At 67.6% G+C, this 25,778-nt stretch carries 20 protein-coding genes, 1 tRNA gene and 1 pseudogene; 11 read left to right on the top strand and 11 right to left on the bottom strand.

The annotated features are described in order from the left end of the window. Window position 1 precedes the first annotated feature (1 nt). The 4 genes from A5709_RS10845 to A5709_RS10830 all read left to right on the top strand — a co-directional run bounded on the left by A5709_RS10845 (window position 2) and on the right by A5709_RS10830 (window position 4,360). Window positions 2–433 (top strand): DUF2752 domain-containing protein, encoded by a 432-nt coding sequence (locus A5709_RS10845; protein WP_067951170.1) that lies wholly within the window; start codon window positions 2–4, stop codon window positions 431–433. Window positions 434–499: 66 nt separating this feature from the next. Beyond that, a complete protein-coding gene (gene pyk, locus A5709_RS10840; protein ID WP_067951172.1) occupies window positions 500–1,918 on the top strand; it encodes a pyruvate kinase in 1,419 nt (472 codons plus the stop codon). Window positions 1,919–1,943: 25 nt separating this feature from the next. Further along, window positions 1,944–2,819 (top strand): acyl-CoA thioesterase II, encoded by an 876-nt coding sequence (locus tag A5709_RS10835; RefSeq protein ID WP_068119864.1) that lies wholly within the window; start codon window positions 1,944–1,946, stop codon window positions 2,817–2,819. A gap of 143 nt (window positions 2,820–2,962) precedes the next feature. Further along, complete coding sequence (locus tag A5709_RS10830) at window positions 2,963–4,360, top strand: bifunctional lysylphosphatidylglycerol flippase/synthetase MprF (protein WP_068119832.1); 1,398 nt, start codon at window positions 2,963–2,965, stop codon at window positions 4,358–4,360. Here A5709_RS10830 and cydC read toward each other — a convergent pair. The 6 genes and pseudogenes from cydC to A5709_RS10800 form a co-directional block, all read right to left on the bottom strand. Continuing rightward, a pseudogene (gene cydC / locus A5709_RS10825) lies at window positions 4,294–6,002 on the bottom strand (thiol reductant ABC exporter subunit CydC). The gene A5709_RS10830 and the pseudogene cydC overlap by 67 nt on opposite strands. Then, on the bottom strand, window positions 5,989–7,602 hold the full coding sequence (gene cydD, locus A5709_RS10820; RefSeq protein ID WP_082973840.1) for a thiol reductant ABC exporter subunit CydD: 1,614 nt from the start codon (window positions 7,600–7,602) through the stop codon (window positions 5,989–5,991). Before cydD ends, cydC begins: the two are co-directional and overlap by 14 nt. A 74-nt stretch (window positions 7,603–7,676) precedes the next feature. After that, window positions 7,677–8,717 carry a cytochrome d ubiquinol oxidase subunit II gene (cydB, locus tag A5709_RS10815; protein WP_067951180.1) on the bottom strand — a complete coding sequence of 347 codons (1,041 nt, stop codon included), beginning with the start codon at window positions 8,715–8,717 and terminating at the stop codon, window positions 7,677–7,679. A gap of 25 nt (window positions 8,718–8,742) precedes the next feature. After that, window positions 8,743–10,215 carry a cytochrome ubiquinol oxidase subunit I gene (locus tag A5709_RS10810; RefSeq protein ID WP_067951181.1) on the bottom strand — a complete coding sequence of 491 codons (1,473 nt, stop codon included), beginning with the start codon at window positions 10,213–10,215 and terminating at the stop codon, window positions 8,743–8,745. An 89-nt stretch (window positions 10,216–10,304) separates the two neighbouring features. Then, on the bottom strand, window positions 10,305–10,901 hold the full coding sequence (locus tag A5709_RS10805) for an HdeD family acid-resistance protein (protein ID WP_156673303.1): 597 nt from the start codon (window positions 10,899–10,901) through the stop codon (window positions 10,305–10,307). A gap of 29 nt (window positions 10,902–10,930) precedes the next feature. Further along, on the bottom strand, window positions 10,931–12,271 hold the full coding sequence (locus A5709_RS10800) for an adenylate/guanylate cyclase domain-containing protein (RefSeq protein ID WP_068119861.1): 1,341 nt from the start codon (window positions 12,269–12,271) through the stop codon (window positions 10,931–10,933). Window positions 12,272–12,482: 211 nt separating this feature from the next. Here A5709_RS10800 and A5709_RS27995 point away from each other — a divergent pair, with 211 nt between their 5' ends. After that, on the top strand, window positions 12,483–12,671 hold the full coding sequence (locus A5709_RS27995; protein WP_156659506.1) for a hypothetical protein: 189 nt from the start codon (window positions 12,483–12,485) through the stop codon (window positions 12,669–12,671). Between the two features lie 326 nt (window positions 12,672–12,997). Here the strand turns inward: A5709_RS27995 and A5709_RS10795 are convergent. Next, window positions 12,998–13,074: transfer RNA gene (locus A5709_RS10795), tRNA-Leu, on the bottom strand. Between the two features lie 112 nt (window positions 13,075–13,186). Here A5709_RS10795 and A5709_RS10790 point away from each other — a divergent pair. Further along, complete coding sequence (locus tag A5709_RS10790) at window positions 13,187–13,801, top strand: ANTAR domain-containing response regulator (protein WP_197520116.1); 615 nt, start codon at window positions 13,187–13,189, stop codon at window positions 13,799–13,801. A gap of 84 nt (window positions 13,802–13,885) precedes the next feature. On the opposite strand, the gene A5709_RS10785 is transcribed toward A5709_RS10790, so the two are convergent. Together A5709_RS10785 and A5709_RS10780 are read right to left on the bottom strand one after the other, a co-directional pair. Then, complete coding sequence (locus A5709_RS10785; protein ID WP_067951299.1) at window positions 13,886–15,082, bottom strand: lipid-transfer protein; 1,197 nt, start codon at window positions 15,080–15,082, stop codon at window positions 13,886–13,888. Beyond that, a complete protein-coding gene (locus A5709_RS10780; RefSeq protein WP_067951187.1) occupies window positions 15,082–15,522 on the bottom strand; it encodes a Zn-ribbon domain-containing OB-fold protein in 441 nt (146 codons plus the stop codon). Before A5709_RS10780 ends, A5709_RS10785 begins: the two co-directional genes overlap by 1 nt. 145 nt (window positions 15,523–15,667) lie before the next feature. Here A5709_RS10780 and polA point away from each other — a divergent pair, with 145 nt between their 5' ends. The 4 genes from polA (at window position 15,668) to A5709_RS10760 (ending at window position 22,178) form a co-directional block, all read left to right on the top strand. After that, complete coding sequence (gene polA / locus A5709_RS10775) at window positions 15,668–18,328, top strand: DNA polymerase I (protein WP_197520118.1); 2,661 nt, start codon at window positions 15,668–15,670, stop codon at window positions 18,326–18,328. A gap of 208 nt (window positions 18,329–18,536) precedes the next feature. Next, window positions 18,537–19,979 carry a 30S ribosomal protein S1 gene (rpsA, locus tag A5709_RS10770; protein ID WP_067951190.1) on the top strand — a complete coding sequence of 481 codons (1,443 nt, stop codon included), beginning with the start codon at window positions 18,537–18,539 and terminating at the stop codon, window positions 19,977–19,979. Between the two features lie 12 nt (window positions 19,980–19,991). Next, the gene (coaE, locus tag A5709_RS10765) at window positions 19,992–21,206 is read left to right on the top strand and encodes a dephospho-CoA kinase (protein ID WP_068119821.1); all 1,215 of its coding nucleotides are present in this window, start codon (window positions 19,992–19,994) and stop codon (window positions 21,204–21,206) included. Between the two features lie 6 nt (window positions 21,207–21,212). Further along, window positions 21,213–22,178 carry a DUF2889 domain-containing protein gene (locus tag A5709_RS10760; RefSeq protein WP_068119820.1) on the top strand — a complete coding sequence of 322 codons (966 nt, stop codon included), beginning with the start codon at window positions 21,213–21,215 and terminating at the stop codon, window positions 22,176–22,178. A gap of 69 nt (window positions 22,179–22,247) precedes the next feature. On the opposite strand, the gene A5709_RS10755 is transcribed toward A5709_RS10760, so the two are convergent. Both A5709_RS10755 and ligD read right to left on the bottom strand, forming a co-directional pair. Further along, window positions 22,248–22,664: a hypothetical protein gene (locus tag A5709_RS10755; RefSeq protein ID WP_067951195.1), complete on the bottom strand. Its 417-nt coding sequence runs from the start codon at window positions 22,662–22,664 to the stop codon at window positions 22,248–22,250. A gap of 11 nt (window positions 22,665–22,675) precedes the next feature. Continuing rightward, window positions 22,676–23,677, bottom strand: coding sequence for a non-homologous end-joining DNA ligase (ligD, locus tag A5709_RS10750; RefSeq protein ID WP_068011090.1), 1,002 nt, complete (start codon window positions 23,675–23,677; stop codon window positions 22,676–22,678). Between the two features lie 130 nt (window positions 23,678–23,807). On the opposite strand from ligD, the gene A5709_RS10745 reads away from it, so the two are divergent. Further along, the coding region (locus A5709_RS10745) for a TIR domain-containing protein (RefSeq protein WP_082973839.1) at window positions 23,808–25,778 on the top strand (1,971 nt) is incomplete at its 3' end.

Genomic DNA, 25,778 nt, shown 5'->3' with positions numbered 1-25,778 from the left:
GGTGACGCAACCCAATTCCGCCGGGCACGCGGCGGAACAGTGTCACCGCCCACGCCGGTACGTCGCGGTCGGCACCGCCGTTGCGCTCGGCGGCGCGCTCGGCTACGTCGGCCTGGTCGACCCGCACAACACGAACTCGTTGTATCCCCAGTGCCCCTTCAAATTGCTTACCGGCTGGAACTGCCCGTTCTGCGGTGGCCTGCGGATGACGAACGATCTGCTGCACGGCGACCTGTTCGCCGCCGTCAACGACAATGTTTTTCTGTTGGTCGGCATCCCGATGCTGGCGGGATGGCTGCTGATTCGCCGCGGGAGCGGCAGACCGGCGCTCTCCACGCCGGCGTGGTTGACGATGGTGCTGGCCATCATCGCCTGGACGGTGCTGCGTAACCTGCCCGGCTTCCCACTGTTGCCGGCGATTCAGAGTGGTTAATCACGCACAGCACGACACCCCGTTTGGTCGGACCGGGTCGGACCCACGCGACTATGCTGGGTCGGCGTGAGTAGACGCGGGAAGATCGTCTGCACCCTTGGCCCTGCGACAAATTCGGACGAGTTGATCCTGGCGCTGGTCGAGGCGGGAATGGACGTCGCCCGGTTGAACTTCAGTCACGGCGACTACTCCGACCACAAAGCCGCCTACGAGCGGGTCCGGGCCGCTTCCGACACCACCGGCCGCGCGGTCGGTGTCCTCGCCGACCTGCAGGGCCCGAAGATCAGGCTGGGCCGGTTCGCCACCGGGGCGACGTACTGGGCCGACGGCGAAACCGTGTGCATCACCGTCGCCGACTGCGAGGGCACCCACGACCGCGTGTCGACCACCTACAAGAAGCTGGCCGCGGACGCGACGGTCGGCGACCGGGTGCTGATCGACGACGGCAAGGTCGGCCTGATCATCGACCGCATCGACGGTGACGATGTCATCTGCACGGTCGTCGAGGGCGGCCCGGTCAGCAACAACAAGGGCATCTCGTTGCCCGGCATGAACGTGTCGGCACCGGCCTTGTCGGAGAAGGACATCGAGGACCTCACGTTCGCGCTGGACCTCGGTGTCGACCTGGTCGCGCTCTCCTTCGTGCGCTCGCCGTCCGACGTCGAGCTGGTGCACGAGGTGATGGACCGGATCGGGCGGCGGGTGCCGGTGATCGCCAAGCTGGAAAAGCCGGAAGCCGTGGACAATCTGGAAGCGATCGTGCTGGCCTTCGACGCCATCATGGTGGCTCGCGGCGACCTCGGCGTCGAGCTGCCGCTGGAAGAGGTGCCGCTGGTGCAGAAGCGGGCCATCCAGATGGCCCGGGAGAACGCCAAACCCGTCATCGTGGCGACCCAGATGCTCGACTCCATGATCGAGAATTCCCGGCCGACGCGCGCCGAGGCCTCCGACGTCGCCAACGCCGTGCTCGACGGCGCCGACGCGGTGATGCTGTCCGGCGAGACGTCGGTCGGAAAGTACCCGCTGGCGGCCGTGCGGACCATGTCGCGGATCATCTGCGCCGTCGAGGACAATTCCACCGCCGCCCCGCCGCTGACGCACGTGCCGCGCACCAAGCGCGGGGTGATCTCCTACGCCGCCCGCGACATCGGCGAGCGCCTGGACGCCAAGGCGCTGGTCGCCTTCACCCAGTCGGGCGACACCGTCAAGCGGCTGGCGCGGCTGCACACCCCGCTGCCGCTGCTGGCCTTCACCGCGTGGCCCGAGGTCCGCAGCCAGCTCGCCATGACGTGGGGCACCGAGACGTTCATCGTCCCGATGATGACGTCCACCGACGGCATGATCCGCCAGGTGGACAAGTCGCTGCTGGAACTCGGTCGCTACAAGCGCGGTGACCTGGTGGTGATCGTGGCCGGCGCGCCACCTGGCACAGTAGGGTCGACCAACCTCATCCACGTGCACCGGATCGGTGAGGACGACGTCTAAGCATTCGAGCCAAGGAGAGGCCGCGATCAGCACGGATTCCGATTTCAAGGAACTGCTTGCGACCCTCGACCTCACTCGGGTCGCCGACGACCGTTTCGTCGGGTCTCATCCCAGCAAGAACCCGATGCGAACCTTCGGCGGCCAGCTCATGGCTCAGTCGTTCGTCGCCGCCAGCCGCTCGCTGGTCCGGGACGACCTGCCGCCCGGCGCTCTGTCGGTGCACTTCATCAACGGCGGTGACACCGCCAAGGACATCGAATTCCACGTCACCCGGCTGCGGGACGAGCGGCGCTTCGCCAACCGGCGCGTGGACGCGGTGCAGGACGGCATGCTGTTGTCCTCGGCGATGATCTCTTACATGTCCGGCGGCCGCGGCCTCGAACACGCCGTCGATCCGCCGCAGGTGGGCGCGCCCGAAACGCAGCCGCCGATCAGCGAGCTGCTCCGGGGTTACGAGGAGACGGTTCCGCACTTCGTCAACGCGCTGCAGCCGATCGAGTGGCGCTACACCAACGACCCGGCCTGGGTGATGCGCGAGAAGGGCGACCGGCTTCCGCACAACCGGGTTTGGATGAAGGCCGGCGGCAGCATGCCCGATGACCCCGTGCTGCACACCGCGACCATGGTGTACTCCTCGGACACCACGGTGCTGGACTCGGTGATCACCACCCACGGCCTGTCGTGGGGTTTCGACCGCATCTTCGCCGCGTCCGCCAACCATTCCGTGTGGTTTCACCGGCAGGTCGACTTCGACGACTGGGTCTTGTACTCGACGTCGTCGCCGGTGGCCGCGGATTCGCGCGGGCTGGGCACCGGGCACTTCTTCGACCGCTCCGGGCAGGTCCTCGCGACGGTGGTGCAAGAAGGAGTGCTGAAATACTTTCCGCCCGCCCGCCGATAGACAGGGCGGAGTACCCGCGGGACATCGCTGTGAAATCGGCCCGTCAGGGCCGGTATCGCGCGTAAGTTTTTAGCTGCCGGGTATTCGGTGCAGAGGCGGCAAACAGCCGCCCAGCTGGAGTTTCAGCGCATCGGGAGGTGAGTGTGAGCGGGCCGTTGGTCGACGTCTCAGCGAAGGCCCGCGCGCGGGAGCGCGTGGTCGTGTCGGTCGATTCGCGCGCGGCCCGGCTGATCGGTGCGCTGGCGCTGCTGAGCGCCACCTGCTGGTTGGCCGAAATCCTGGTTCGCCACCACCACCACCCGGCGTGGCACTACACCGATCGGTTGGCCTGGTCGCTGACCGTCCTGGTCGCGGTGGCGTGGATCGCACGCGGCATCTTCCTGGGACGTCCCGTTACGGCCACGCACGCCGTCGCGGCCTTCTTCTTCGTGCTGGCCGGGCTGGGCCTGCACGTGCTGTCTTTCGATCTGCTCGGCGACCTGGTCATCGCCGGCTCCGGCATGGTGCTGATGTGGCCGACGTCGTCGCATGCGCGTGCGGAGGATCTGCCCCGGGTGTGGAAATTGATCCAGGCCACCCAGGACGATCCGCTCGCGCCCTTCGCGATGCAGACCGGCAAGAGTTACCACTTCACCGCGGACGGCAGCGCCGCGCTCGCCTACCGGACGCGCCTGGGTATCGCCGTGGTCGGCGGTGACCCGATCGGTGACGAATCTCGATTCCCCGAGCTGGTCGCCGACTTCGCCGCCATGTGCCACACCCACGGCTGGCGAATCGCGGTGGTCGGTTGCGGCGAGCGACGGCTCGAATTGTGGAACGACGTCGCGGTGGTCGGACAGTCGTTGCGCGCCGTGCCGATCGGGCGCGACGTCGTCGTCGACGTCACCGGTTTCGACATGGTGGGACGCAAGTTCCGCAACCTGCGCCAGGCGGTGAAGCGCTCCCACAACTGCGGCATCACCACCGAGATCGTGGGGGAGCAGGAACTCAGCGATGAGCAACTGGCCGAGCTGATCGAGGTGGTCCGAGCGTCGAGCAAGGCGGCCCACACCGAGCGCGGATTCCACATGAACCTCGACGGCGTGCTGGAGGGCCGGTTCCCCGGCATCCAGCTGATCCTCGCCCGGGACGCCTCGGGCAAGGTGCAGGCATTCCACCGGTACGCGACGGCCGGCGGGGGCAGCGACATCACCCTCGACGTGCCGTGGCGCCGGCGCGGAGCCCCCAACGGCATCGACGAACGCCTCAGCGTCGACATGATCATGGCCGGCAAAGAGAATGGCGCCCAACGGCTTTCCCTCGCGTTCGCGGCGTTCCCGGAAATCTTCGACGAGAAGAATCGCAGCCGCACCCAGCGCGTCTTCTATCGGTTGATCCACGTTCTCGACCCGCTGATCGCCCTCGAGTCGCTCTACCGCTACGTGCGCAAGTTCCACGCGCTGGACACCCGGCGCTACGCGCTGGTGTCCATGACTCAGATCGTCCAGTTGCTGATCGTGCTGCTGTCGCTGGAGTTCATGCCGCGCCGGCGACACCTCTGAGCGCATCCAATTGCAGTTCGCGACAGCCAATGCCCTCGGGCAGGTGGTGGGTAGCCACCACCACGGTCCGATCGGCCGACATCAGAGCGGAACTCGGCCCCAGCAGGTCGCGGAGTATCGGTTCGGCGTCGGCGGCGTCGAGGTGTTCGGTCGGCTCGTCGAGCAGCACGATCCGGGCGGATGTGAGCATCGCCCGCGCCAGCAGCAGCCTCCTGCGCTGACCGGCCGAAAGCGCCTGCGCGCCACCGGTCAATACCGTCGACAGGTTCTCGGGCAGACCGGCTAGCCAGGGGCCGAGCCCGACCGCGTCCAGCGCGTCCGCCAATTCGGCGTCGCGGCAGTCGCCGCGGGCCACCAGCAGGTTGTCTCGAACCGTGGTGTCGAAGATGTGCGCGTCTTCCGCGAAAAAGCTGACGGCGCCGCGCAAGTCGTCTTCACGGAAGGCGGTTAGATCGGTGCCGTCGAGCGTCACCCGTCCCTCCAGCGGGGGTAGCAGCCCGGCAAGCGTCATCAAGAGCGTGGTCTTGCCGGACCCGCTGGCGCCGGTGATTGCCAGCCGGGCACCCGGCGGTAGGTCCAGCGAGATGCGGTTCGAGCGCGCGGCTCCGGCGTGCCCGGACCGGATGTCGGCGGACAGCACGGCGAGCGGGTTCGGCGGGGCCGCGGGCGATTCGGGCTGATGCGGGCGGTCGCTCGCCGTCAGGTCGAGCAACCGGCGGGCGGCGATGCGCGATCGGGTCAGCTGGACCGCGGCGGCCGGCAACGGTGTCATCGCCTCGAACGCGGACAGCGGCAACAACATCAGGACGGCGAGCGTGGTTGGCGCGACCGAAGGGGCAAGCCAGAGGCCGGCTATCACCGCGCCGAGCACGCTGGCCCCGATCGCGGCGGTGGGCGCGGCCTCGGCGATGGCGGCCGGCCGGGCGGCCGCGTCGAGCGCGGCGCCCCACGCGCGTTGGCGGCGTTGCGACTCGGCGATGACGCGGGGGAGCAGGCCGGCGACGCGGAGCTCGGGCGCGTGTTCCAGCGCGATCATCGCCGAGGTATCGCGGTCGGAATGATGCTGCCGGGCAAGGCTTTCCTGGCCGGCCGCGGCCCTGGCCGCGAACCGCGGTGCGACGATGCCCGCGATCAGCAGGCAGATCACCAGCACCGCCGCGGCCGGCAGCGAGATGACCGCGACCACCACGGTCGCCGCCAGCCCCAGCACCGCCGCGACCCCGATCGGCACCACGGCACGCACCAGCACATTGGCCAGTTCTTCGACGTCGGAGCCCACGCGGGTGACGAGCTCGCCGCTGTGCAGACGGACGGCTGCCGCCGCAGGCCCGTGCGCCAGCCGGTGATAGATCCCCGCCCGGGCGGTGCCTGCCGCGCGCAGCGCGGCGTCGTGGGTGACCAGTCGCTCGCAGTAGTGCAGCACTCCCCGGGAAATCGCGAAAGCGCGCACCGCGACGGCCGCGACCGACAGGTCCAGCACCGGTGGCATCTGCCAGGCCCTCGTGATGAGCCAGGCCGAGACACCGGCGAGTGCCAGCGCGCTGCCCAGCGACAGCACGCCCAGCGCGATGGCCGCAAACAGCCGGGGGAGTCGGGGCCGCAGCAGCGGCGCCGCAGCCAACAGCGGATCAGGCCGGGACATAACGCGCCCCGCTGTCGGCGACCACTTCGACCACCCGGTCGCCGATCGCCAGAACCGGTGCGCGGTGCCCGACGACGACGACGGTCGCGCCCGAACGGGCGCGCTCCACGATGGCCCGCAACACGCGTTCCTCGGCGTGCGCATCGAGGTGCGCGGTGGGCTCGTCGAGCAGTAGCACCGGCGCGGACGATCCGAGCGCTCGGGCGAGGCCGAGCCGTTGCCGCTGCCCGAGCGACAGGCCGACGCCGCCGCGGCCGAGCACCGTGTCCAGCCCATCGGGCAGGTCGGCCAGCACCCTATCGAAATCGGAATCGGCACAAGCAGTTTCGAGGTCGTCTAGGTCGCCGAACAGGACCAGGTTGTCCCGGACCGTGCCCGGGACGAGTGCCGGGCGCTGCGGCAGCCACGACAACTGCCGCCACCAGGCGCCCGGCTCCAGATCGGCGACGTCGATGCCGGCCACGGTGACCCGGCCCGAGGACGGCCCGGTGACCCCGGTGATCGCCTGCAGGGTAGTGCTTTTGCCGGCGCCGTTGCGCCCGGTCAGCACCGTAACCGCGCCCGGTTCGATGAGCGCGGTGAGGTCGCGCGGCGCGTGGCCGTCGCGACCGGCGACGCCGAGCCCGTCGAGGCGGATCTGTGCCCCGCGGGCGGTGACCGTCTGGTCCCGGGCCTGCGCTGGAGTCGGTTCGCCGATGAGGGCGAAGGCCTTGTCGACGGCGGTTCTTCCGTCCTGCGCGGCGTGGAATTCCACGCCGATGCGGCGCAACGGCCAGTACACGTCGGGCGCGAGCAACAGCACCGTGAGGCCGGCCGCCAGCGTCATCTCGCCGAACACCAGGCGGAACCCGATGCCCACCGCGATCAGCGCCACGCCCAGCGTCGCCAGCAGTTCCAGCACCAGCGCGGACAGGAAGGCGATCCGGAGCGTCGCCATGGCCGAGCGGCGGTGCGCGGCGGCCAGTTCGTCGATGCGGCGCTCCGGGCCCCGACCGCGCCCCAGCGCCCGCAGGGTGGGGATGCCGGCGATCAGATCGAGCAACCGGCCCTGCAGTGTCGTCATGGCGGCCAGGGCCGCCGCCGACCGGTCGGCGGTGGCCAGGCCGATCAGGACCATGAATATCGGTATGAGCGGCAAGGTGATCGCCACGATGGCCGCCGATTTCAGGTCGTAGAGAGCGATGACGGCGACGGTCGCGGGGGTGAGGATCCCGGCGAGCAGCAACGTCGGCAGGTACCCGGTGAAGTAGGGGCGCAGGCCGTCGAGGCCGCGCGTGACCACCACCGCGGCGGCATCCCGTTGGCCGGCGAGCTCACCGGGCTGGCGGGCGGTCACCGCCGTGAGCACCTGACCGGACAGATCGGCGATGACCGCGCTGGCGCCGCGTTGACTCAACCGGGTCTGCAACCATTGCGCCACTGTCCGAATGGTCCACAGCAGCAATAGGACCGACAGCGGCCCGAGCCAGACGCGCGGGCCGTGGGCGGAGCGATCGCCGACCGCGCGGGCAACCACGCCAGCGAGGACGATCGCCGAGCCGATCGCGCAGCCGGAGATCACCACTCCGCAGCACACCGTCGAGGCCAGGTAGCGGCGCAGGGCGGTCGATGCCTGCCACAGTCGCGGGTCCAGCGGGCCCCGCGCTCTGGAGTCGCGCGGCGGATTGTTCGCGCTCAGGACACCCGCCTTGCCAGGCCGATGGACGGAGGTATCCGGTCCGCCGAGATCCGTTGCCGGAAAACCCAATACGTCCAGGCTTGGTACACCACCGTCAGCGGGGCCATGAACGCGGTCACCCACGTCATGACCTTGAGGGTGTAGGGCGTCGACGAGGCGTTGTAGATTGTCAGGCTCCACTGCTTGTTCAGCGTCGACGGCACCAAGTTCGGGTACAGCGCGCCGAACAACAGGATCACAACCGCCACAACGACCGTGGCCGTGCAGGCGAACGCCCAGCCGTCGGACACGCGCCGCCACACCAGCAACACCGCCGACAGCTGTGCCACTACCGCGACGGCGAGCACCAGCCAGGTCCAGTCCTTGCCGTGGGCCAGCTGCGTCCAGATCCCAAAGCCCGCAACCAGTGCGGTCACCGGCAGCGAGAGCCAGACCGCCAGCCGGTGGGCGTCGTCGCGGATGGCGCCGGAGGTCTTCAGCGAGATGAACACCGCGCCGTAGAGCAGAAACAGCCCGGCGGTGGCCAGGCCGCCCAGCAGGGTGTAGGCGTTGAGCACGTCGGTGATCGAGAGGTTGACCTGCCCGTCGGCGTCCACCGGCAGGCCGCGGACCAGGATGGCGAAGGCGACGCCCCACAACAACCCGGGCAGCCACGATCCGGCCGCGATGCCGAAATCGGCCCAGCCGCGCCACTTGGTGTCGTCGATCTTGCCGCGCCACTCGATCGCCACGGCGCGCAGGATCATCCCGAACAGGATGGCCAGCAGTGGCAGGTACAGCGTGGAGAACACGGTCGCGTACCAGCCGGGGAAGGCGGCGAACATCGCTGCGCCGCCGACGATCAGCCAGACCTCGTTGCCGTCCCAGATCGGGCCGATGGTGTTCAGCGCCGTGCGCCGGATGGGCTCGGGTTCACCGATGCCGACGCGGGCCAGCGGTTCCATCAACATGCCGACGCCGAAGTCGAAGCCCTCCAGAACGAAGAAACCCAGGAACAGCAACCCGATGATGCCGAACCACAACTCCTGCAGTCCCATCGGTCAACTCCTTTCCAGCTGGGCCTTAATAGGCGAACGACAGCGGCGCCACCTCGTCGTCGCCGGGTGCCGTCGGGGCAGCCGGTTCGGCGTCGTGTTCCCGGGGCCCTTCGGTGACGTACCGCTTGAGCAGGAAGAACCAGATCACCGCCAGCACCGCGTAGACGAGGGTGAACGTCACCAGGGAGGTGACCACCATGCCGGGCGCATGGTGCGAGACGGCCTCATGGACGGTGAACCGAACCTGTTGGTCGCCGGTCGGATTCGGTGCGACGATCCAGGGTTGCCGCCCCATTTCGGTGAACACCCACCCGGAGATGTTCGCCAGGAACGGCGTGGGGATGGTCAGCAGCGCCAGCCAGGAGAACCACCGCTGGTTGGGCACCCGGCCGCCGCGGGTGAGCCACAACGCGGCAAGCGCGAATAATATCGGAACGGCCAGGAATCCGATCATCGCCCGGAACGACCAGTAGGTGACAAAGAGGTTGGGCCGGTAGTCGTTTGGGCCGAACCGTTGCTCGAAGTCCTGCTGGATATTGCGCACGCCCTGCAACGTCACGCCGCTGGTTCGGCCCTCCGCGAGGAACGGCAGCACGTACGGGACCTCGATGACCCGGGTGATGCTGTCGCAGTTGTTGTGCGTGCCGACGGTGAGAATCGAGAAGTCGGGGTCGGTCTCGGTGCCGCACAACGACTCCGCCGACGCCATCTTCATCGGTTGCTGAACGAACATCAGCTTGCCCTGGCGGTCGCCGGTGAAGAACAGGCCGACGGCCGCGAGCAGCACCACCCAGCACCCGAGGATGGCCGCCGGACGAAACATGGTGCGCGCGTCCGATTCCGCGGCGGGGGTGGCGGTCGCCGGGCGGCGGGAACGGACCAGGAACCACGCGCTGATGGCCGCGACGAAGGTCGCGGCGGTCAGCAGCGCGCCGCCGACCGTGTGGGTAAACGCCCACCGCGCAGTGTTATTGCCCAGCAGCGCGGTGATGCTGTCCAGCTCGGCACGATGGGTCGCCGGGTTGTAATGCGCGCCAACTGGATGCTGCATGAACGAGTTCGCCACGATGATGAAGAACGCGGACATGTTCACACCGATCGCGACGATCCAGATGCAGGCCAGGTGGATCAGCTTCGGCAGCCGGCCCCAACCGAAAATCCACAACCCGATGAAGGTGGACTCGAAGAAGAAGGCGAACAAGCCCTCCATGGCCAGCGGCGCGCCGAAGATGTCGCCGACGAAGCGCGAATACTCACTCCAGTTCATGCCGAACTGGAATTCCTGGACGATTCCCGTCGCCACGCCGATGGCGAAGTTGATCAGGAACAACTTGCCGAAGAACTTGGTGAGCCGGTACCACGCGGTGTTATCCGTTACCACCCATACCGTCTGCATGACCGCTAGCAGGGGCGCCAAACCGATGGTGAGCGGCACGAAGATGAAGTGGTAGACGGTAGTGATACCGAACTGCCACCGCGAAATATCGACGACATTCATCTGTCATCTCCCGAAACTGCGGAGCCGCACGACGCGGCTACTACAAAGTGTAGTAGAAGGTCCCGAGGCGGCGCTACTTCAGAGCCGCCTCAGGGGGTAAGGGTCTTCGAGGCCTTCCGGATGCCGAAGGACGACACGATCTCGAAGATGCCGAGGACCACGAACCAGACCCCGACCACCAGCGCCAGCGTGACAATCGATTCGAGCGGCGACGCCAGAACGACGATGCCGGCGAGCAGACTGATCAGGCCGATGAAGATCGCCCATCCCCGCCCCGGCAGGTGCGGGTCCTGGATGGCAGAGACCGTCGTGCCGACGCCGCGGAAGATGAATCCGATGCCAATCCAGATGGCTAACAACAGGATTGCGTATCCCTGACCGAAGTGGCGAAATGCCAACAACGCCAGGATGAGTGACGCGGCACCGCTGATGAAGAGCAGGATCCGGCTTCCCGCCGAGACATGCAGGCTGAACGCGAAGAACACCTGTGCGGCGCCGGTGATCAGCAGATAGACGCCGAAGGCGGTTGCGGCGACCACGATGGATATGCCGGGCCACGCGAGCACCAGAATGCCGAGGGCCAGCGACAGGAGTCCCGACAATAGGGTCGATTTCCACAGATGCGGCAACAAACTTGGAGCGGGGGAAGGTCCAGGTGTGGTTTGCATGGCCGCAGTCTGACACAAACCCCGCCTTGGGTATAGGGCACTTTGGGCTACACGTGGGCCGTGCGTGAACCCCTCGTGAGCAGCTCGGTGGTTTCCTCGGTGGTCTCGCTGTCCGCCTTGCGCCCGATCAGATACCAGGTGCGCATGAGGCCTTTGCCCTTGACGTCGATGTGGCCGCGCTCCTGCAGCACGAATTCGTCCTTGAGACGCTCGTACATGGCCTCGGGCACCTGAATTCGGCCCACCGAGTCGGTGGATTCCATCCGGGACGCGACATTGACCGCGTCACCCCACACGTCATAGAAGAACCGCCGGGAACCCACCACGCCGGCGACCACCGGCCCGCATGCCATGCCCACCCGCAGGGGAACCGCGTTGCCGTGCGGATCCTGCAGTCCGGCCGCAACATTGGCCATGTCGAGTGCGAAGTCCGCCAGGGCCTGCGCGTGGTCGGACCGGGCGCGCGGAACGCCGCTGACCACCATGTAAGAGTCGCCGCTGACTTTGATCTTCTCGAGTCCGTGCCGGTCCACCAATGCGTCGAAGGCGCTGTACAACCGGTCGAGGAAGCGCACCAGGTCGGCCGGGGCCGTGCCGCTGGCCCGCTCGGTGAACCCGACGATATCGGCGAACAGAACGGAGGCGTCGTCGAACTTGTCGGCGATGACGCTGCGGTCGGGTTCCTTGAGCCGCTCGGCGATGCTGGCCGGCAACATGTTGGTCAGCAGCGCCTCCGAGCGCTCGTACTGCGTCTCCATCATGGCCTCGGCGCGCGCGGTGTCACGCAGGGCGAACCAGACGGTCACGACCACCATCACCACGCTGGAAATCGCCGTCACGATGAATCCGGTCGATTGGGCCCAGGCCGGCTGCAGCCCGGTGTCGCGCGGCACCAGGAACTCGACGGCGACTATGAGGCCGGCGGCGACGGCAGCCAGCGCGGATGCCAGAACGATGTGTTCGATCCCCAGCAACAACACGACGATGCAGGCGCCCACCAGGAAGAAGAACTGGGCCCCCGACCCGGTGCCCACGTCCACGCAGCTGGCAAAGACGGACACGTAGGCCGCGCCCATAAAGGTAAGCGGGGCAACCAGTTCGCCGAAGCGCTGCAGCCACGGGACCATCGCAAAGATCATCGCGCCGAGGATGTTGATCGAGCTGACCTGCCACAGCCAGGTGCCGCCCAGGATCTGCACGAGCACGAAGCTCACGCTCACCATCACGGCCAGCCACGAGGTGATAGTCAGGATCCGGGCCCGGCGGGCGGCGCTGGCGGCGTAGTGCTGATTGCGGTCGCGGGTCTGCGCCCGCACTGCGGCTACGCAGTCCGGGCGTCTCGCCGAGCCGGCTGACACGGGTGGGGCGCCGCACTTCTTAGCCGCCACATTCAAAAGCGTAACCGCTGAGCTCGGTTCGTGGGCCAGTCAATGGGTCCCGACGACGCGCCGGATGCCCGTCGACGGCTGGCGCTTCGGGGCATCGGAAAATTAAAAAAAGATTTTCCGCTGAAGGGGTTTACAAAATTATCCGACGTGTTATTAAACATATGTCGGGCTGTGATGTGGGTCATGTGTTCCTCTAATGCGGGGGTGCGGTGTGGCAAGTCTCAGCAGCAGGATCGGGATCGCGCTAATGCTGGCGTGCACCGCGGCGGCAACCCCCGCCTGTGGGGTCGGATGCGGCGGCGCGGGCTCGTTGTTGCGGGTGGCCACCGACTCGATGCAGAACGATCCGATGCAGGTCAACGTGGTGCACTCGGAAGAACAAGTGTGCATTAGCCGCTAACGCGGCAGTCGCAACCCGGCCGCGCCCGGCGCGCCATAGGTCGATGGATGGCGCCTCGACGGGCCCCGAAAATGGCATGAATTCATCGTGTAACCGGCGCGATTCTATTTGAATGCAACTGTGCCCTTTATTGCGCCCGGTATTTAAATTCGGGCGAGTTCATACCTTTGGCACGGATTTCACTCATTTAACAAACCTGGGGCTTGGAGGCACCGGTTTCGCGGGGACGCCGGGCCGGGGTCGCGGCAGCCGGCATCGGTATGCGAGGCAACTCGATCCGGGCCACCGGTACGCCCTGACGGGCGGTTGCTTGTCTGTCCTGCCTGTGGTGCCCTCGGTGGGATTCGAACCCACACTGGACGGGTTTTGAGTCCGTTTCCTCTGCCAGTTGGGATACGAGGGCTTGCCGGCCTCCTACCTTAGAGGCAGCCTCCCACCATAGAGGATTCGGTGTAGACACCCATCTCACCGCCCCGAGGTCGCTGGCCTCGGACGTTCACGCGACAATGTCCGTCATGACAGGCCCCACGACCGACACCGACGCCGCTGTGCCGCGCCGGGTCCTGATCGCGGAAGACGAAGCGCTGATCCGAATGGACCTCGCCGAGATGCTGCGAGAGGAGGGGTACGACATCGTCGGGGAGGCCGGCGACGGACAGGAGGCCGTCGAGTTGGCCGAACGACATCAACCCGACCTCGTGATCATGGACGTGAAGATGCCTCGCCGCGACGGGATCGACGCGGCGTCCGAGATCGCCAGCAAGCGCATCGCGCCGATCGTGGTGCTGACCGCGTTCAGCCAGCGCGACCTGGTCGAGCGCGCTCGCGATGCCGGGGCGATGGCCTACCTGGTGAAGCCCTTCACGATCAGCGACCTGATTCCGGCGATCGAATTGGCGGTCAGCCGCTTCAGTGAGATCACCGAGCTGGAACGCGAAGTGGCGACGTTGTCCGAGCGGCTGGAGACCCGCAAGCTCGTCGAACGCGCCAAGGGGCTGCTGCAGACCAAGCAGGGCATGACCGAGCCCGAGGCGTTCAAGTGGATTCAGCGCGCCGCCATGGACCGCCGTACCACGATGAAGCGGGTCGCCGAAGTCGTCCTGGAAACCCTCGACACACCCGAGGAGTAGGTCGCGGCCGTCGACTGTGAGCTCAGGCAGACGACACGCCGAACGAGGCCGCCGCAGTCGCACACTGGGCGAAGGCTGAAAGCCTCAGCGCGCCACGATCACCGACGAGCCGTGACCGAACAGGCCCTGGTTGGCCGTGACGCCGACCGTGGCATTCTCCACCTGCCGGCCCGTCGCCCGACCGCGCAGCTGCCAGGTCAGCTCGCAGACCTGCGCGATGGCCTGGGCGGGGATGGCCTCGCCGAAGCAGGCCAGCCCGCCCGACGGGTTGACCGGGACCCTGCCGCCGATGGTGGTCGCGCCGCTGCGCAGCAGCGCCTCGGCCTCGCCCTTCGGGCACAGCCCGAGATGCTCGTACCAGTCGAGCTCCAGCGCGGTGGACAGGTCGTAGACCTCGGCCAGGCTGACATCCTCGGGCCCGATGCCCGCCTCGGCGTAGGCCGCATCAAGGATCTGATCCTTGAACACCCGGTCCGGTGCGGGCACCGCGGCGGTGGAATCCGTTGCGATGTCGGGCAATTCGGGCAGGTGCTGCGGGTAGCGGGGGGTGACCGTGCTGACCGCCCGCACCGATGGAACGCCGTCGAGCGAGCCGAGGTGCTTGCGGGCGAACTCGGCGCTGGCCACGATCAGGGCCGCCGCACCATCGGAGGTGGCGCAGATGTCGAGCTGTCGCAACGGGTCGGCCACCACCGGGCTGGCGAACACGTCGTCGGCCGAAGCTTCCTTGCGGTAGCGGGCGTTCGGGTTCTGCAGGCCATGCCGCGAGTTCTTCACCTTCACCTGAGCGAAGTCCTCGGCCGTCGCGCCGTAGAGGTCCATCCGGCGGCGCGCCAGCAGCGCGAAGTACACCGGGTTCATCGCACCGATCAGGTGGAACCGCTGCCAGTCGGGGTCGTTCTTGCGTTCTCCGCCAACGGGAGCGAACGCGCCCTTCGGGGTGGTGTCGGCGCCGATCACCAGCGCGACGTCGCAGAAACCGGCCAGGATTTGAGCCCGCGCGCTCTGCAGCGCCTGGGAACCGCTCGCACACGCGGCGTAGCTCGAGCTGACCGGCACGCCGTTCCAGCCCAGCTTCTGGGCGAACGTCGACCCGGCGATGAAGCCCGGGTAGCCGTTGCGGATGGTGTCCGCGCCGGCGACCAGCTGAATCTGCGTCCAGTCCAGGCCGGCCTCGGCCAGCGCGGCGCGCGCGGCGACGACCCCGTACTCGGTGAAGTCGCGGCCCCACTTGCCCCACGGGTGCATTCCGGCGCCCAGGATGTAAAGCGGTTCGGGCATCAGGCGATCCTCCACGCATAGACGATGCGCTGCACGCCGTCGGCGTCGGTGAACAGCGGCATGGTGGTCAGCTCCATCTCCATGCCGACCTTCAAATCGGCGGCCAGCGTGCCCTCGACCACCTTGCCCAGCACGATGATTCCCTCGTCGGCCAGCTCGACCGCGGCGATGGCGAACGGCTCGAAGGGATCCGGGGCGGGGTAGGGCGGCGGGGGTGGATACCGGTTCTCGGTGTAGCTCCACAGCGTTCCCCGGGTCGACAACGCGACGGGTTCCAGTGTGTCGCTGGCGCAGGCCGGGTTGGGGCAGTTGTTCTCGCGCGGCGGGAAGACATAGGTGCCGCATTCGGGGCACTTGCTGCCGATCAAGTGGGCGCTTCCGGTGTCGTCGGTGGCGAACCATCCGTCGATCGCGGGTTCTTGGCTGGTGACCTCTGGCACTCGGCCAGACTACCCAGCCCCAATACGAAACTGAAACGTGTTGCAGTTCCGGCCCCGGGTGGTTGGGGCGCGTGCCCCGTCGTACCGGATGCCTAGAGTGTGAGCCGTGAGTATCGCCAGCGAGGAGCAGACCAAGCCGACGCTGATGCTGCTGGACGGCAATTCGCTGGCCTTCCGCGCCTTCTACGCGCTGCCCGCCGAGAATTTCAAGACCCGCGGCGGCCTGACCACCAACGCGGTGTACGGCTTCACGGCGATGCTGATCAATCTGTTGCGCGACGAGGCCCCGACGCACATCGCCGCGGCGTTCGACGTGTCCCGGCAGACGTTCCGTTCCGAGCGGTACCCCGAGTACAAGGCCAATCGCTCGGCGACGCCGGGCGAATTTCACGGCCAGATCGACATCACCAAGGAAGTGCTGAACGCTCTGGGCATCACGGTGCTCGCCGAGCCGGGCTTCGAAGCCGACGACCTCATCGCGACGCTGGCCACCCAGGCCGAACACCAGGGCTACCGCGTGCTGGTGGTCACCGGCGACCGGGACTCTCTGCAGTTGGTCAGCGACGACGTCACGGTGCTCTACCCGCGCAAGGGCGTCAGCGAACTCACCCGATTCACGCCCGAGGCCGTCGTCGAAAAGTACGGGTTGACCCCCACGCAGTACCCCGACTTCGCCGCCCTGCGTGGCGATCCCAGCGACAACCTGCCCGGCATCCCCGGCGTCGGGGAGAAGACCGCGTCCAAGTGGATCGCCGAGTACGGCTCGCTGCAAGGTCTGGTCGACAACGTCGACTCGGTGCGCGGCAAGGTCGGCGACGCGCTGCGGGCCAACCTGGCCAGCGTGATCCGCAACCGCGAGCTCACCGATCTGGTCAAGGACGTGCCGCTGGCGCAGACCCCGGACACGCTGCGCATGCAGCCCTGGGACCGCGACCACATCCACCGGCTGTTCGACGACCTGGAGTTCCGGGTGTTGCGCGACCGCTTGTTCGACACCCTGGCCGCGGCAGAGCCGGAGGTCGACGCCGGTTTCGACGTCCGCGGGGGCGCGCTGCAGCCCGGCGAGCTGGCGGTGTGGCTGGCGGAGCACAGCTCGGGCAAGCGGTTCGGTCTGGCCGTCGTCGGCACGCATTTGGCCTACGACGCCGACGCCACCGCGTTGGCCATCGTCTCCGCCGACGGTGAGGGCCGCTACATCGACACCTCAACGCTGGAGCCCGACGACGAGGCGGCGCTGGCGTCCTGGTTGGCCGACCCGGGTCCACCCAAGGCGCTGCACGAAGCCAAGCTGGCGATGCACGACCTCGCCGGCCGGGGCTGGACGCTGGCCGGCGTCACCTCCGATACCGCGCTGGCCGCCTACCTGGTTCGGCCCGGGCAGCGCAGCTTCTCCCTCGAGGACCTGTCGCTGCGCTACCTACGCAGGGAGCTGCGCGCGGAAAGTCCTGAGCAGCAACAGCTTTCATTGCTCGACGATTCCGATGGAACGGACGACCAGGCGGTGCAGACGCTGATCCTGCGGGCCGTGGCGGTGCTGGATCTAGCCGACGCGCTCGACGAGGAGCTGGCCCGCATCAACTCCACGTCGCTGCTTGGCGGCATGGAGCTGCCGGTGCAGCGGGTGCTGGCCGGGATGGAAAACACCGGCATCGCAGTCGATCTGGATCTGCTCGGCGAGCTGCAGAGCGATTTCGCCCACCAGATCCGCGACGCGGGCGAAGCGGCCTACGCGGTGATCGGCAAGCAGATCAACCTGGGCTCGCCGAAGCAGTTGCAGGCGGTGCTCTTCGACGAGCTGGAGATGCCGAAGACCAAGCGCACCAAGACCGGCTACACCACCGACGCCGACGCCCTGCAGTCGCTGTTCGACAAGACCGGCCATCCGTTCCTGCAGCACCTGCTCACCCACCGCGACGCCACCCGGCTCAAGGTGACCGTCGACGGCTTGCTGAATTCGGTGGCCTCGGACGGGCGCATCCACACCACGTTCAACCAGACCATCGCGGCGACGGGCCGGCTGTCGTCGACCGAGCCGAACCTGCAGAACATCCCGATCCGCACCGAGGCGGGCCGGCGGATCCGGGACGCGTTCGTGGTGGGCGACGGCTACAGCGAGCTGATGACCGCCGACTACAGCCAGATCGAGATGCGGATCATGGCGCATCTGTCGCGGGACGAGGGCCTGATCGAGGCGTTCAACACGGGGGAGGACCTGCACTCGTTCGTCGCGTCCCGGGCATTCGGCGTGCCGATCGAGGAGGTCACCGGCGAGCTGCGCCGCCGGGTCAAGGCGATGTCGTACGGGCTGGCCTACGGGTTGAGCGCCTACGGCCTGTCGCAGCAGTTGAAGATCTCCACCGAAGAGGCGAAGGAACAGATGGACGCCTACTTCGCCCGGTTCGGCGGGGTGCGCGACTACCTGATGAACATCGTGGAGCAGGCCCGCAAGGACGGCTACACCTCGACGGTGCTGGGCCGCCGCCGCTACCTGCCCGAGCTGGACAGCAGCAACCGCCAGGTGCGGGAGGCGGCCGAGCGGGCGGCGCTCAACGCGCCCATCCAGGGCAGCGCCGCCGACATCATCAAGGTCGCGATGATCGAGGTCGACAAGGCGATCAAAGAAGCCGGGCTGAAGTCCCGGATGCTGCTACAGGTGCACGACGAACTGCTGTTCGAAATCGCTCCGGGCGAGCGCGACCAGCTCGAGGCGCTGGCCCGCGAGAAGATGGGCGGCGCCTATCCGCTCGACGTGCCGCTGGAGGTCTCGGTGGGCTACGGCCGTTCCTGGGACGCGGCGGCGCATTGACGGGGGCGTCAGTCGCCGAGGATGATCTAGCGGAGAGAAAATTTATCGCGAAATTCGCGTTGCGGTCACTTTCGCCGTGGGCATTCACCCGGTGTCGCGCAAGTGGCGCGCCGCCCGGGTTTGGCCAGCGTGTACGCAGTCGAGTAACCTCAATAGATAAATCCCAGTTTTGTCCCTACGACCCAACCTGTCCGGAGCAACCCACCACATGCCGAGTCCCACCGTCACCTCGCCCCAAGTAGCCGTCAACGACATTGGCTCCAGCGAGGACTTTCTTGCCGCAATAGACAAAACGATCAAGTACTTCAACGATGGCGACATCGTCGAGGGGACGATCGTCAAAGTGGACCGGGACGAGGTGCTCCTCGACATCGGCTACAAGACCGAGGGCGTCATCCCCGCCCGCGAGCTCTCCATCAAGCACGATGTCGACCCCAGCGAGGTCGTTTCCGTCGGCGATGAGGTCGAAGCCCTCGTTCTCACCAAGGAGGACAAAGAGGGCCGCCTGATCCTGTCCAAGAAGCGCGCGCAGTACGAGCGCGCCTGGGGCACCATCGAGGCGCTCAAGGAGAAGGACGAGGCCGTCAAGGGCACCGTCATCGAGGTGGTCAAGGGTGGCCTGATCCTCGACATCGGCCTGCGTGGCTTCCTGCCCGCGTCGCTGGTCGAGATGCGTCGGGTCCGCGATCTGCAGCCGTACATCGGCAAGGAGATCGAGGCCAAGATCATCGAGCTGGACAAGAACCGCAACAACGTCGTGCTGTCGCGCCGGGCCTGGCTGGAGCAGACCCAGTCCGAGGTGCGCAGCGAGTTCCTCAACCAGCTGCAGAAGGGCGCCATCCGCAAGGGTGTCGTCTCGTCCATCGTCAACTTCGGCGCGTTCGTCGACCTCGGTGGTGTGGACGGCCTGGTGCACGTCTCCGAGCTGTCCTGGAAGCACATCGACCACCCGTCCGAGGTGGTCCAGGTCGGCGACGAGGTCACCGTCGAGGTGCTCGACGTCGACATGGACCGCGAGCGGGTTTCGTTGTCGCTCAAGGCAACCCAGGAAGACCCGTGGCGCCACTTCGCCCGCACGCACGCCATCGGCCAGATCGTGCCCGGCAAGGTCACCAAGCTGGTGCCGTTCGGTGCGTTCGTCCGCGTCGAGGAGGGCATCGAGGGCCTGGTGCACATCTCCGAGCTGGCCGAGCGCCACGTCGAGGTGCCCGACCAGGTGGTGGCCGTCGGCGACGACGCCATGGTCAAGGTCATCGACATCGACCTGGAGCGCCGCCGAATCTCGTTGTCGCTCAAGCAAGCCAACGAAGACTACACCGACGAGTTCGACCCGGCGAAGTACGGCATGGCCGACAGCTACGACGAGCAGGGCAACTACATCTTCCCCGAAGGCTTCGACGCCGAGACCAACGAATGGCTCGAGGGATTCGACAAGCAGCGCACCGAGTGGGAGGCCCGCTACGCCGAGGCCGAACGCCGCCACAAGATGCACACCGCGCAGATGGAGAAGTTCGCCGCGGCCGAGGCGGCCGGGCACGCCGAGCAGTCGTCGGGCAACGGCGGTGCGCCGCAGGAGAAGGCGGCCGGCGGGTCGCTGGCCAGCGACGCTCAATTGGCCGCCCTGCGGGAGAAGCTCGCCGGCAACGCCTAATCGCGTTCACGCATGCTGCGTATCGGGTTGACCGGTGGCATCGGCGCCGGCAAGTCGGCGCTGTCGACCACCTTCGCGAAATGCGGTGCGGTCATCGTCGACGGTGACGTCATCGCGCGCGAGGTGGTCCAGCCGGGCACCGAGGGGCTGGCGGCGCTTGTCGAGGCGTTCGGTGACGACATACTGCTGCCCGACGGATCGCTGGATCGTCCCGCGCTGGCCGCCAAGGCCTTCCGGGACGACGAGGCGCGTCAACGGCTGAACGGCATCGTCCACCCGCTGGTCGGCAAGCGCCGCGCCGAGATCATCGCCTCGGTGCCCGAGGATTCGGTTGTCGTCGAAGACATCCCGCTGCTGGTGGAGTCGGGAATGGCGCCGCTGTTTCCGCTCGTGGTCATCGTGTACGCCGACGTCGAGGTGCGGCTGCGACGGCTGGTCGATCAGCGGGGCATGCCCGAATCCGATGCCCGGGCCCGGATCGCCGCGCAGGCCAGCGACGAGCAGCGCCGTGCCGTCGCCGACATCTGGGTGGACAACTCCGGCACCCCGGAGGACCTGGTGCAGCGGGCCCATGACGTGTGGGACCACCGGATACTGCCCTTCGCGCACAACCTGACTCGGCATCAGGTCGCCCTGGCGCCGGCGCGGGTGGTGCCGCCCGATCCGAGTTGGCCGGATCAGGCACGGCGGATCGTCAACCGGTTGCAGACCGCCTGTGGCCACCGGGCGATTCGCGTGGACCACATCGGTTCGACCGCCGTGCCGGACCTTCCCGCCAAGGACGTGATCGACGTGCAGATCACCGTCGAATCATTGGCTGTCGCCGACGAACTCGTCGAGCCCCTGCTGGCCGCCGGCTACCCCCGCATCGAGCGCATCACCTCCGACGTCGCCAGGCCCGATGCGCGCAGCACCGTCGAGCGCTACGACCACAGCGACGATGCGGCGCTGTGGGGCAAGCGGATTCATGCCTCGGCCGATCCGGGTCGCCCAACCAACGTGCATATCCGGGTCGAAGGCTGGCCCAACCAACAGTTCGCGCTGTTGTTCGTCGACTGGCTGTCGGCCAACGCCGATGTGCGCGAGCAGTATTGGCGGGTCAAGCGGGAGGCGGATGCAGGCGCCGACGGCGACACCGTGCGCTATACCACCGCCAAAGAGCCGTGGTTTGGTGACGCCTACCGGCGAGCGTGGGAATGGGCCGACGCCACTGGCTGGAAGCCCTGATCCGCCATGCCGTTCGTCAACGACATCCTGGGCCCGCGGCGGCCCTTCGTGGACGAGGCGTCGCAGCTGGCGGCCGGACGACGGCGGCGCACCAGCACCATCGACACCCATCCGGATGAGGCGGGCGGCTCCCTGGCCGACCTGCGGGCACGCGACGTGGTGGGCGCCGAGGGCGGACGCGTCGAGGTACTCGGCGAGATCCGAATGCGGGCACATCTCACCGATCAGGTCGTCGACGACATCACTTCCCCCGCCCGTCTCGACGCACTGCTGGGCTGTCGTGTCGGGGCCGGATTCCGTGCGAAGGTCGGCCGGCTGTTCCCCGAGGAAGCAGAGCGCGCCAGCTTGCTGCATCTGCTGCTCGACGATTGGGTCGGTGCAACGCTGGTGTCCGGATACGCCACCCAGTACGCGGCGATCATCGAGGGCGTCGAAGAGAAGATGCCGCTGGGCATCGCCGACCGGATGGCCGGCATCTGCGCCGGTTTCGCACCTGACGCTTCGCTCATCGCGTACACCCGACGGCACGATGTCATCCCGACGGGCCGCGGCCCGTCGGCGCCGCCGCTGAACGGGCTACACGAAGTGGAGCCGCTCCGAGCGCGCGGGATGCGCAGGTACCGACGGCTGGATCTGGCGGAAGTCGACACCGGGTCGGCGCACTTCCAGGCCCACTTCCGCGACTCTCACATGGACGACGACTTGGTGGAGACGATCGTGCACGAGTACACGGTCGCCGGCACGCTTGACACCTCGAGGCGGGTAATCACCGAGGTGAACGCCGAAGTACGGGTGTTGCCCTGGCAGGAATGCCCGGGGGCGATCGGTAGTGCGTCCCGCATCCGCGGTATGACTCTCGCCGAGTTACGCGACCGCATCCGCGGCGAATTCGTCGGCACCAGCACCTGCACCCACCTCAACGACACGTTGCGCGCGATCGCCGACCTGGACGCCCTGTTAGATAGCCGGTAACAGGTCGACGATCTCGTCTTCGACGCCTCGAAGGTCTGCGAGATCCGCGTGGGGGTCGGGCGATCGATCTCAGGCGGGCAGTGGTGCACCGCACTGCAGCGCGCCGTTGTTGGGGTCGGCATTCCCGGGCGCCGGTTTGACCACCTGGTCGGTCTGGGTGAAAACGTTGTCGTCGACGTCGATCTCGCAATGCACGTTCGCCGAATACGGGAAGCGAAGCACTATCCGCATGCCGGCCTGCTGCGGGTCGGGCAGCACCGTGTTGGCCTCGAATGCGTTGCCGGGCATGGACGGAAGGTTGGTGGTGTTCGTCTGACCGCCGTTGATGATGAAGGTGGCCTGACTGCCGGTCGTCAGCGCGTCGATGCGGGCACGGTAGGTGATGTTGTGCAGGTCCGCCCGCGCGGTCGCCGGACTCAGTTGGGAGCCAACGGCGATGATCGTCACCGCGATGATGGGCAGCAGCCTGCGGCCGGTGCAGCTCATAGTTGCTGACATTACCCGCTCTCCCGCACCACGTCGCCGGCGTCCTTATCGGTGCGGACGCCGAGGTAACGCGGATGGCGCAGCTTCCCGTCACGGGTCCACTCGGTGAAACCGATCTGCACCACCAGTTCGGGGCGCGCCCAATGGGCGCCGGCTTGGCGCACCAGGCCACGGGTGAAGGGCGGCGTCTCCCGCGGGATCGCCGACAGCCGCTCGTGCAGGCGGTGCAGCGTGGCCTCGTCGAAGCCCGTCCCCACTTTGCCGGCGTAGACGAAGTCGCGGCCCTGGTAATAGCCCAGCAGCAGCGCGCCCAATTCGACCCGGCTGCCCTTGGGGCTGGTGTAGCCGCCCACCACGAATTCCTGGTCGCGCACGCACTTGAACTTCAGCCAATTCTTCGAGCGGCCGCCGTCGTAGGTCGATTCGGCCAGCTTGGCGATCACCCCCTCGTCGCCGCGCTCGCAGGCCGCGCGGTAGGCGGCCAGGCCTTCGGCAACCCGGTGCGGGGTGTAGCGCAGTGGACCGCCGAATTCAATCGCGTTGCGTAGCAGCCGCTTCCGCCACATCAGCGGCGCGCCGACCGTCGACTTGCCGTCGAGGTGCAGCAGGTCGAAGACGTAATAGAAGACGCGGACCGGCGATGCCCGGGCCGCCTCCGGGTCGGTGATGCCCAGGCGGCCCTGCAGCCGGGCGAAGCTGGTGCGGCGGCCTTCAAATGCCACCACCTCGCCATCCAGCACGAAGCGGGTGGAGTGCTGAGCCGCGAGCGCGTCGACCAGTTCCGGGTAGGTCCCGTTGAGCGGCTGGCGATTTCGCGACAGCAGCCGCACGCGGGCGCCGTCCCGGAAGGCCAGGCAGCGCATCCCGTCGAACTTGCGCTCGAAGACCCACCGCGGATCGGAGAACCGCTTGTCGGTCAGCGTGGCCAGCGTGGGAGATCGCCAGTCGGGCACCGGCTCGTCGTGCAGCAGGCTTCGAACGTCCTCGGGCAAACCCCATTCCGGAGCAGCCATGTTCCGTCCTTGCGTCGCGCATCCCTCTGATCAGGTACTCAGACCGGCGTACTTGGGTCGAAAGACCCTGTTCTCGATCGGTCGATGCGATCGAACATACAGCAGCAACCAGTCGATATTGGGGGTCCGAATGCCCACCGGCAGCGCACTACGTGCAGAGCCACCAATTCGGCGTCGTGAAACGTCGTTCACCTACGACGCCTTCCTGTCCTACAGCCACCAGGACGGGGAGGCCGTGGCCGGCATCCAGAAGGGCTTGCACCACATCGGCCGTCGCGTCGGCCAGTTGAACGCGTTGCGGGTGTTTCGGGACAGCACCGAACTGGCCGCCAATCCGAATCTGTGGGGCAAGGTCAGCAACGCGATGGACCAGTCGCGCTATCTGATCGTGGTGCTTTCGTCGTCGGCGGCAGGCTCTCACTGGGTCAACCAGGAGGTCGCCTACTGGTTGGAGCGACGCGGTCCCGACCAGCTGTTGGTCGTAGTGGTGGAGGGCCACCTGTGCTGGGACGGCGACAACCGCCGGTTTGATCCCGCCCGGTCGGATGTCGCGTTGCCGGTACTGACCGCTCCTGGGGTGCTGCCCGCGGAACCGCTCTATGTCGACATCAGCGGCGACGCGCCATGGGATCCGCACGGGCACGCCTTCCGGGACAAGGTCACCGATCTGGCCGCCCCCATCCACGGGAAGTCCAAGTATGAGCTGGCCAGCGACGACCTCCGTGAACAGCGGCGCTTCCGGCGCTTTCGCCGAGCGGCCATCGCGGGAATGGTTTTCCTCACCATCCTGGCGGTGGTGGCGGCGTCAATCGCGGTCGTGAAGCAACAAGAAGCGAATCACCAACGACAAGAAGCCCTACTTCAGCGCAATCAGGCGATAGCCCAACGCAACCAAGCGATAGCACTCAAATTGACCTCGCAAGGACAAGCCATGCTTGCCGGTGTCGAAGGTGGCGGTGATGTGCGGGCGCTGCAGCAGATCCTGGCCGCGCCGCACATCTCCCCGAATGCCGACACGGGCGCGCTGTTCACCGGGGTGGTCGCGCAGCGGAGCACTACCAAGATCATCCAGACTCCCGGCTTTGTGATCAGTGTGGCGTTCAGCCCGGATGGGCGGCGCATCGTCTCCGGCAGCCGCGATAAGACGCTGCGGTTGTGGGACGCCGGCACGGGCGCGCCGATCGGCGCGCCGCTGACCGGGCACACCGGCGGGGTGTTGAGTGTGGCGTTCAGCCCCGATGGGCGGCGCATCGCCTCCGGCGGCGGCGACGGCACAGTGCGGTTGTGGGATGCCGGTGCCGGCCAGCCGATCGGCGTCCCCCTGGTCGGCCACACCGACGCGGCGCGAAGTGTGGCGTTCAGTCCGGATGGGCGGCGCATCGTCTCCGGCGGTGACGACCGCACGCTGCGAATGTGGGACGCCGATACCGGCGCACCGATCGGCGCACCCCTGCTCGGCCACACGGACAAGGTGAACAGCGTGGCGTTCAGTCCGGATGGGCGGCGCATCGTCTCCGGCAGCGACGACGAGACGCTGCGGTTGTGGGATGCCGGCAGCGGCGCGCCGGCCGGCGCGCCGCTGAGAGGCCACACCAGCACGGTGGAGTCTGTGGCGTTCAGCCCGGATGGGCGGCGCATCGTCTCCGGCAGCCTCGACACCACGGTGCGGTTGTGGGACGCCGGCACCGGCGCGCCGATCGGCGCGCCGCTGACCGGGCACACCAGCCCGGTGGAGTCTGTGGCGTTCAGTCCGGATGGGCGGCGCGTCGCCTCCGGGAGCTGGGACGATACGTTGCGCGTGTGGGATGCCGGCACGGGTGCGCCGATCGGCAGGCCACTGGCCGGCCACACCGCATACGTGTGGAGCGTGGCGTTCAGCCCGGATGGGCGGCGGATCGTCTCCGGCAGCCTCGACACCACTCTGCGGTTATGGGATCCAGACGCGGAGCAGTCCATGACCGGCCACACGGACGTGGTGACCGGCGTGGCGTTCAGCCCGGACGGGCGCCGCATCGCGTCCGGCAGCTGGGATAAGACGCTGCGGTTGTGGGATGCCGGCACCGGCCAGCCGATCGGCGCCCCGCTGACCGGACACACCGAC

The organism is Mycobacterium sp. E1386, from assembly GCF_001672745.1.
Taxonomy (GTDB): Bacteria; Actinomycetota; Actinomycetes; order Mycobacteriales; family Mycobacteriaceae; genus Mycobacterium.
Note: the sequence above shows the minus strand (reverse complement) of the source record. Positions and strands in the feature narration are given on the sequence as shown.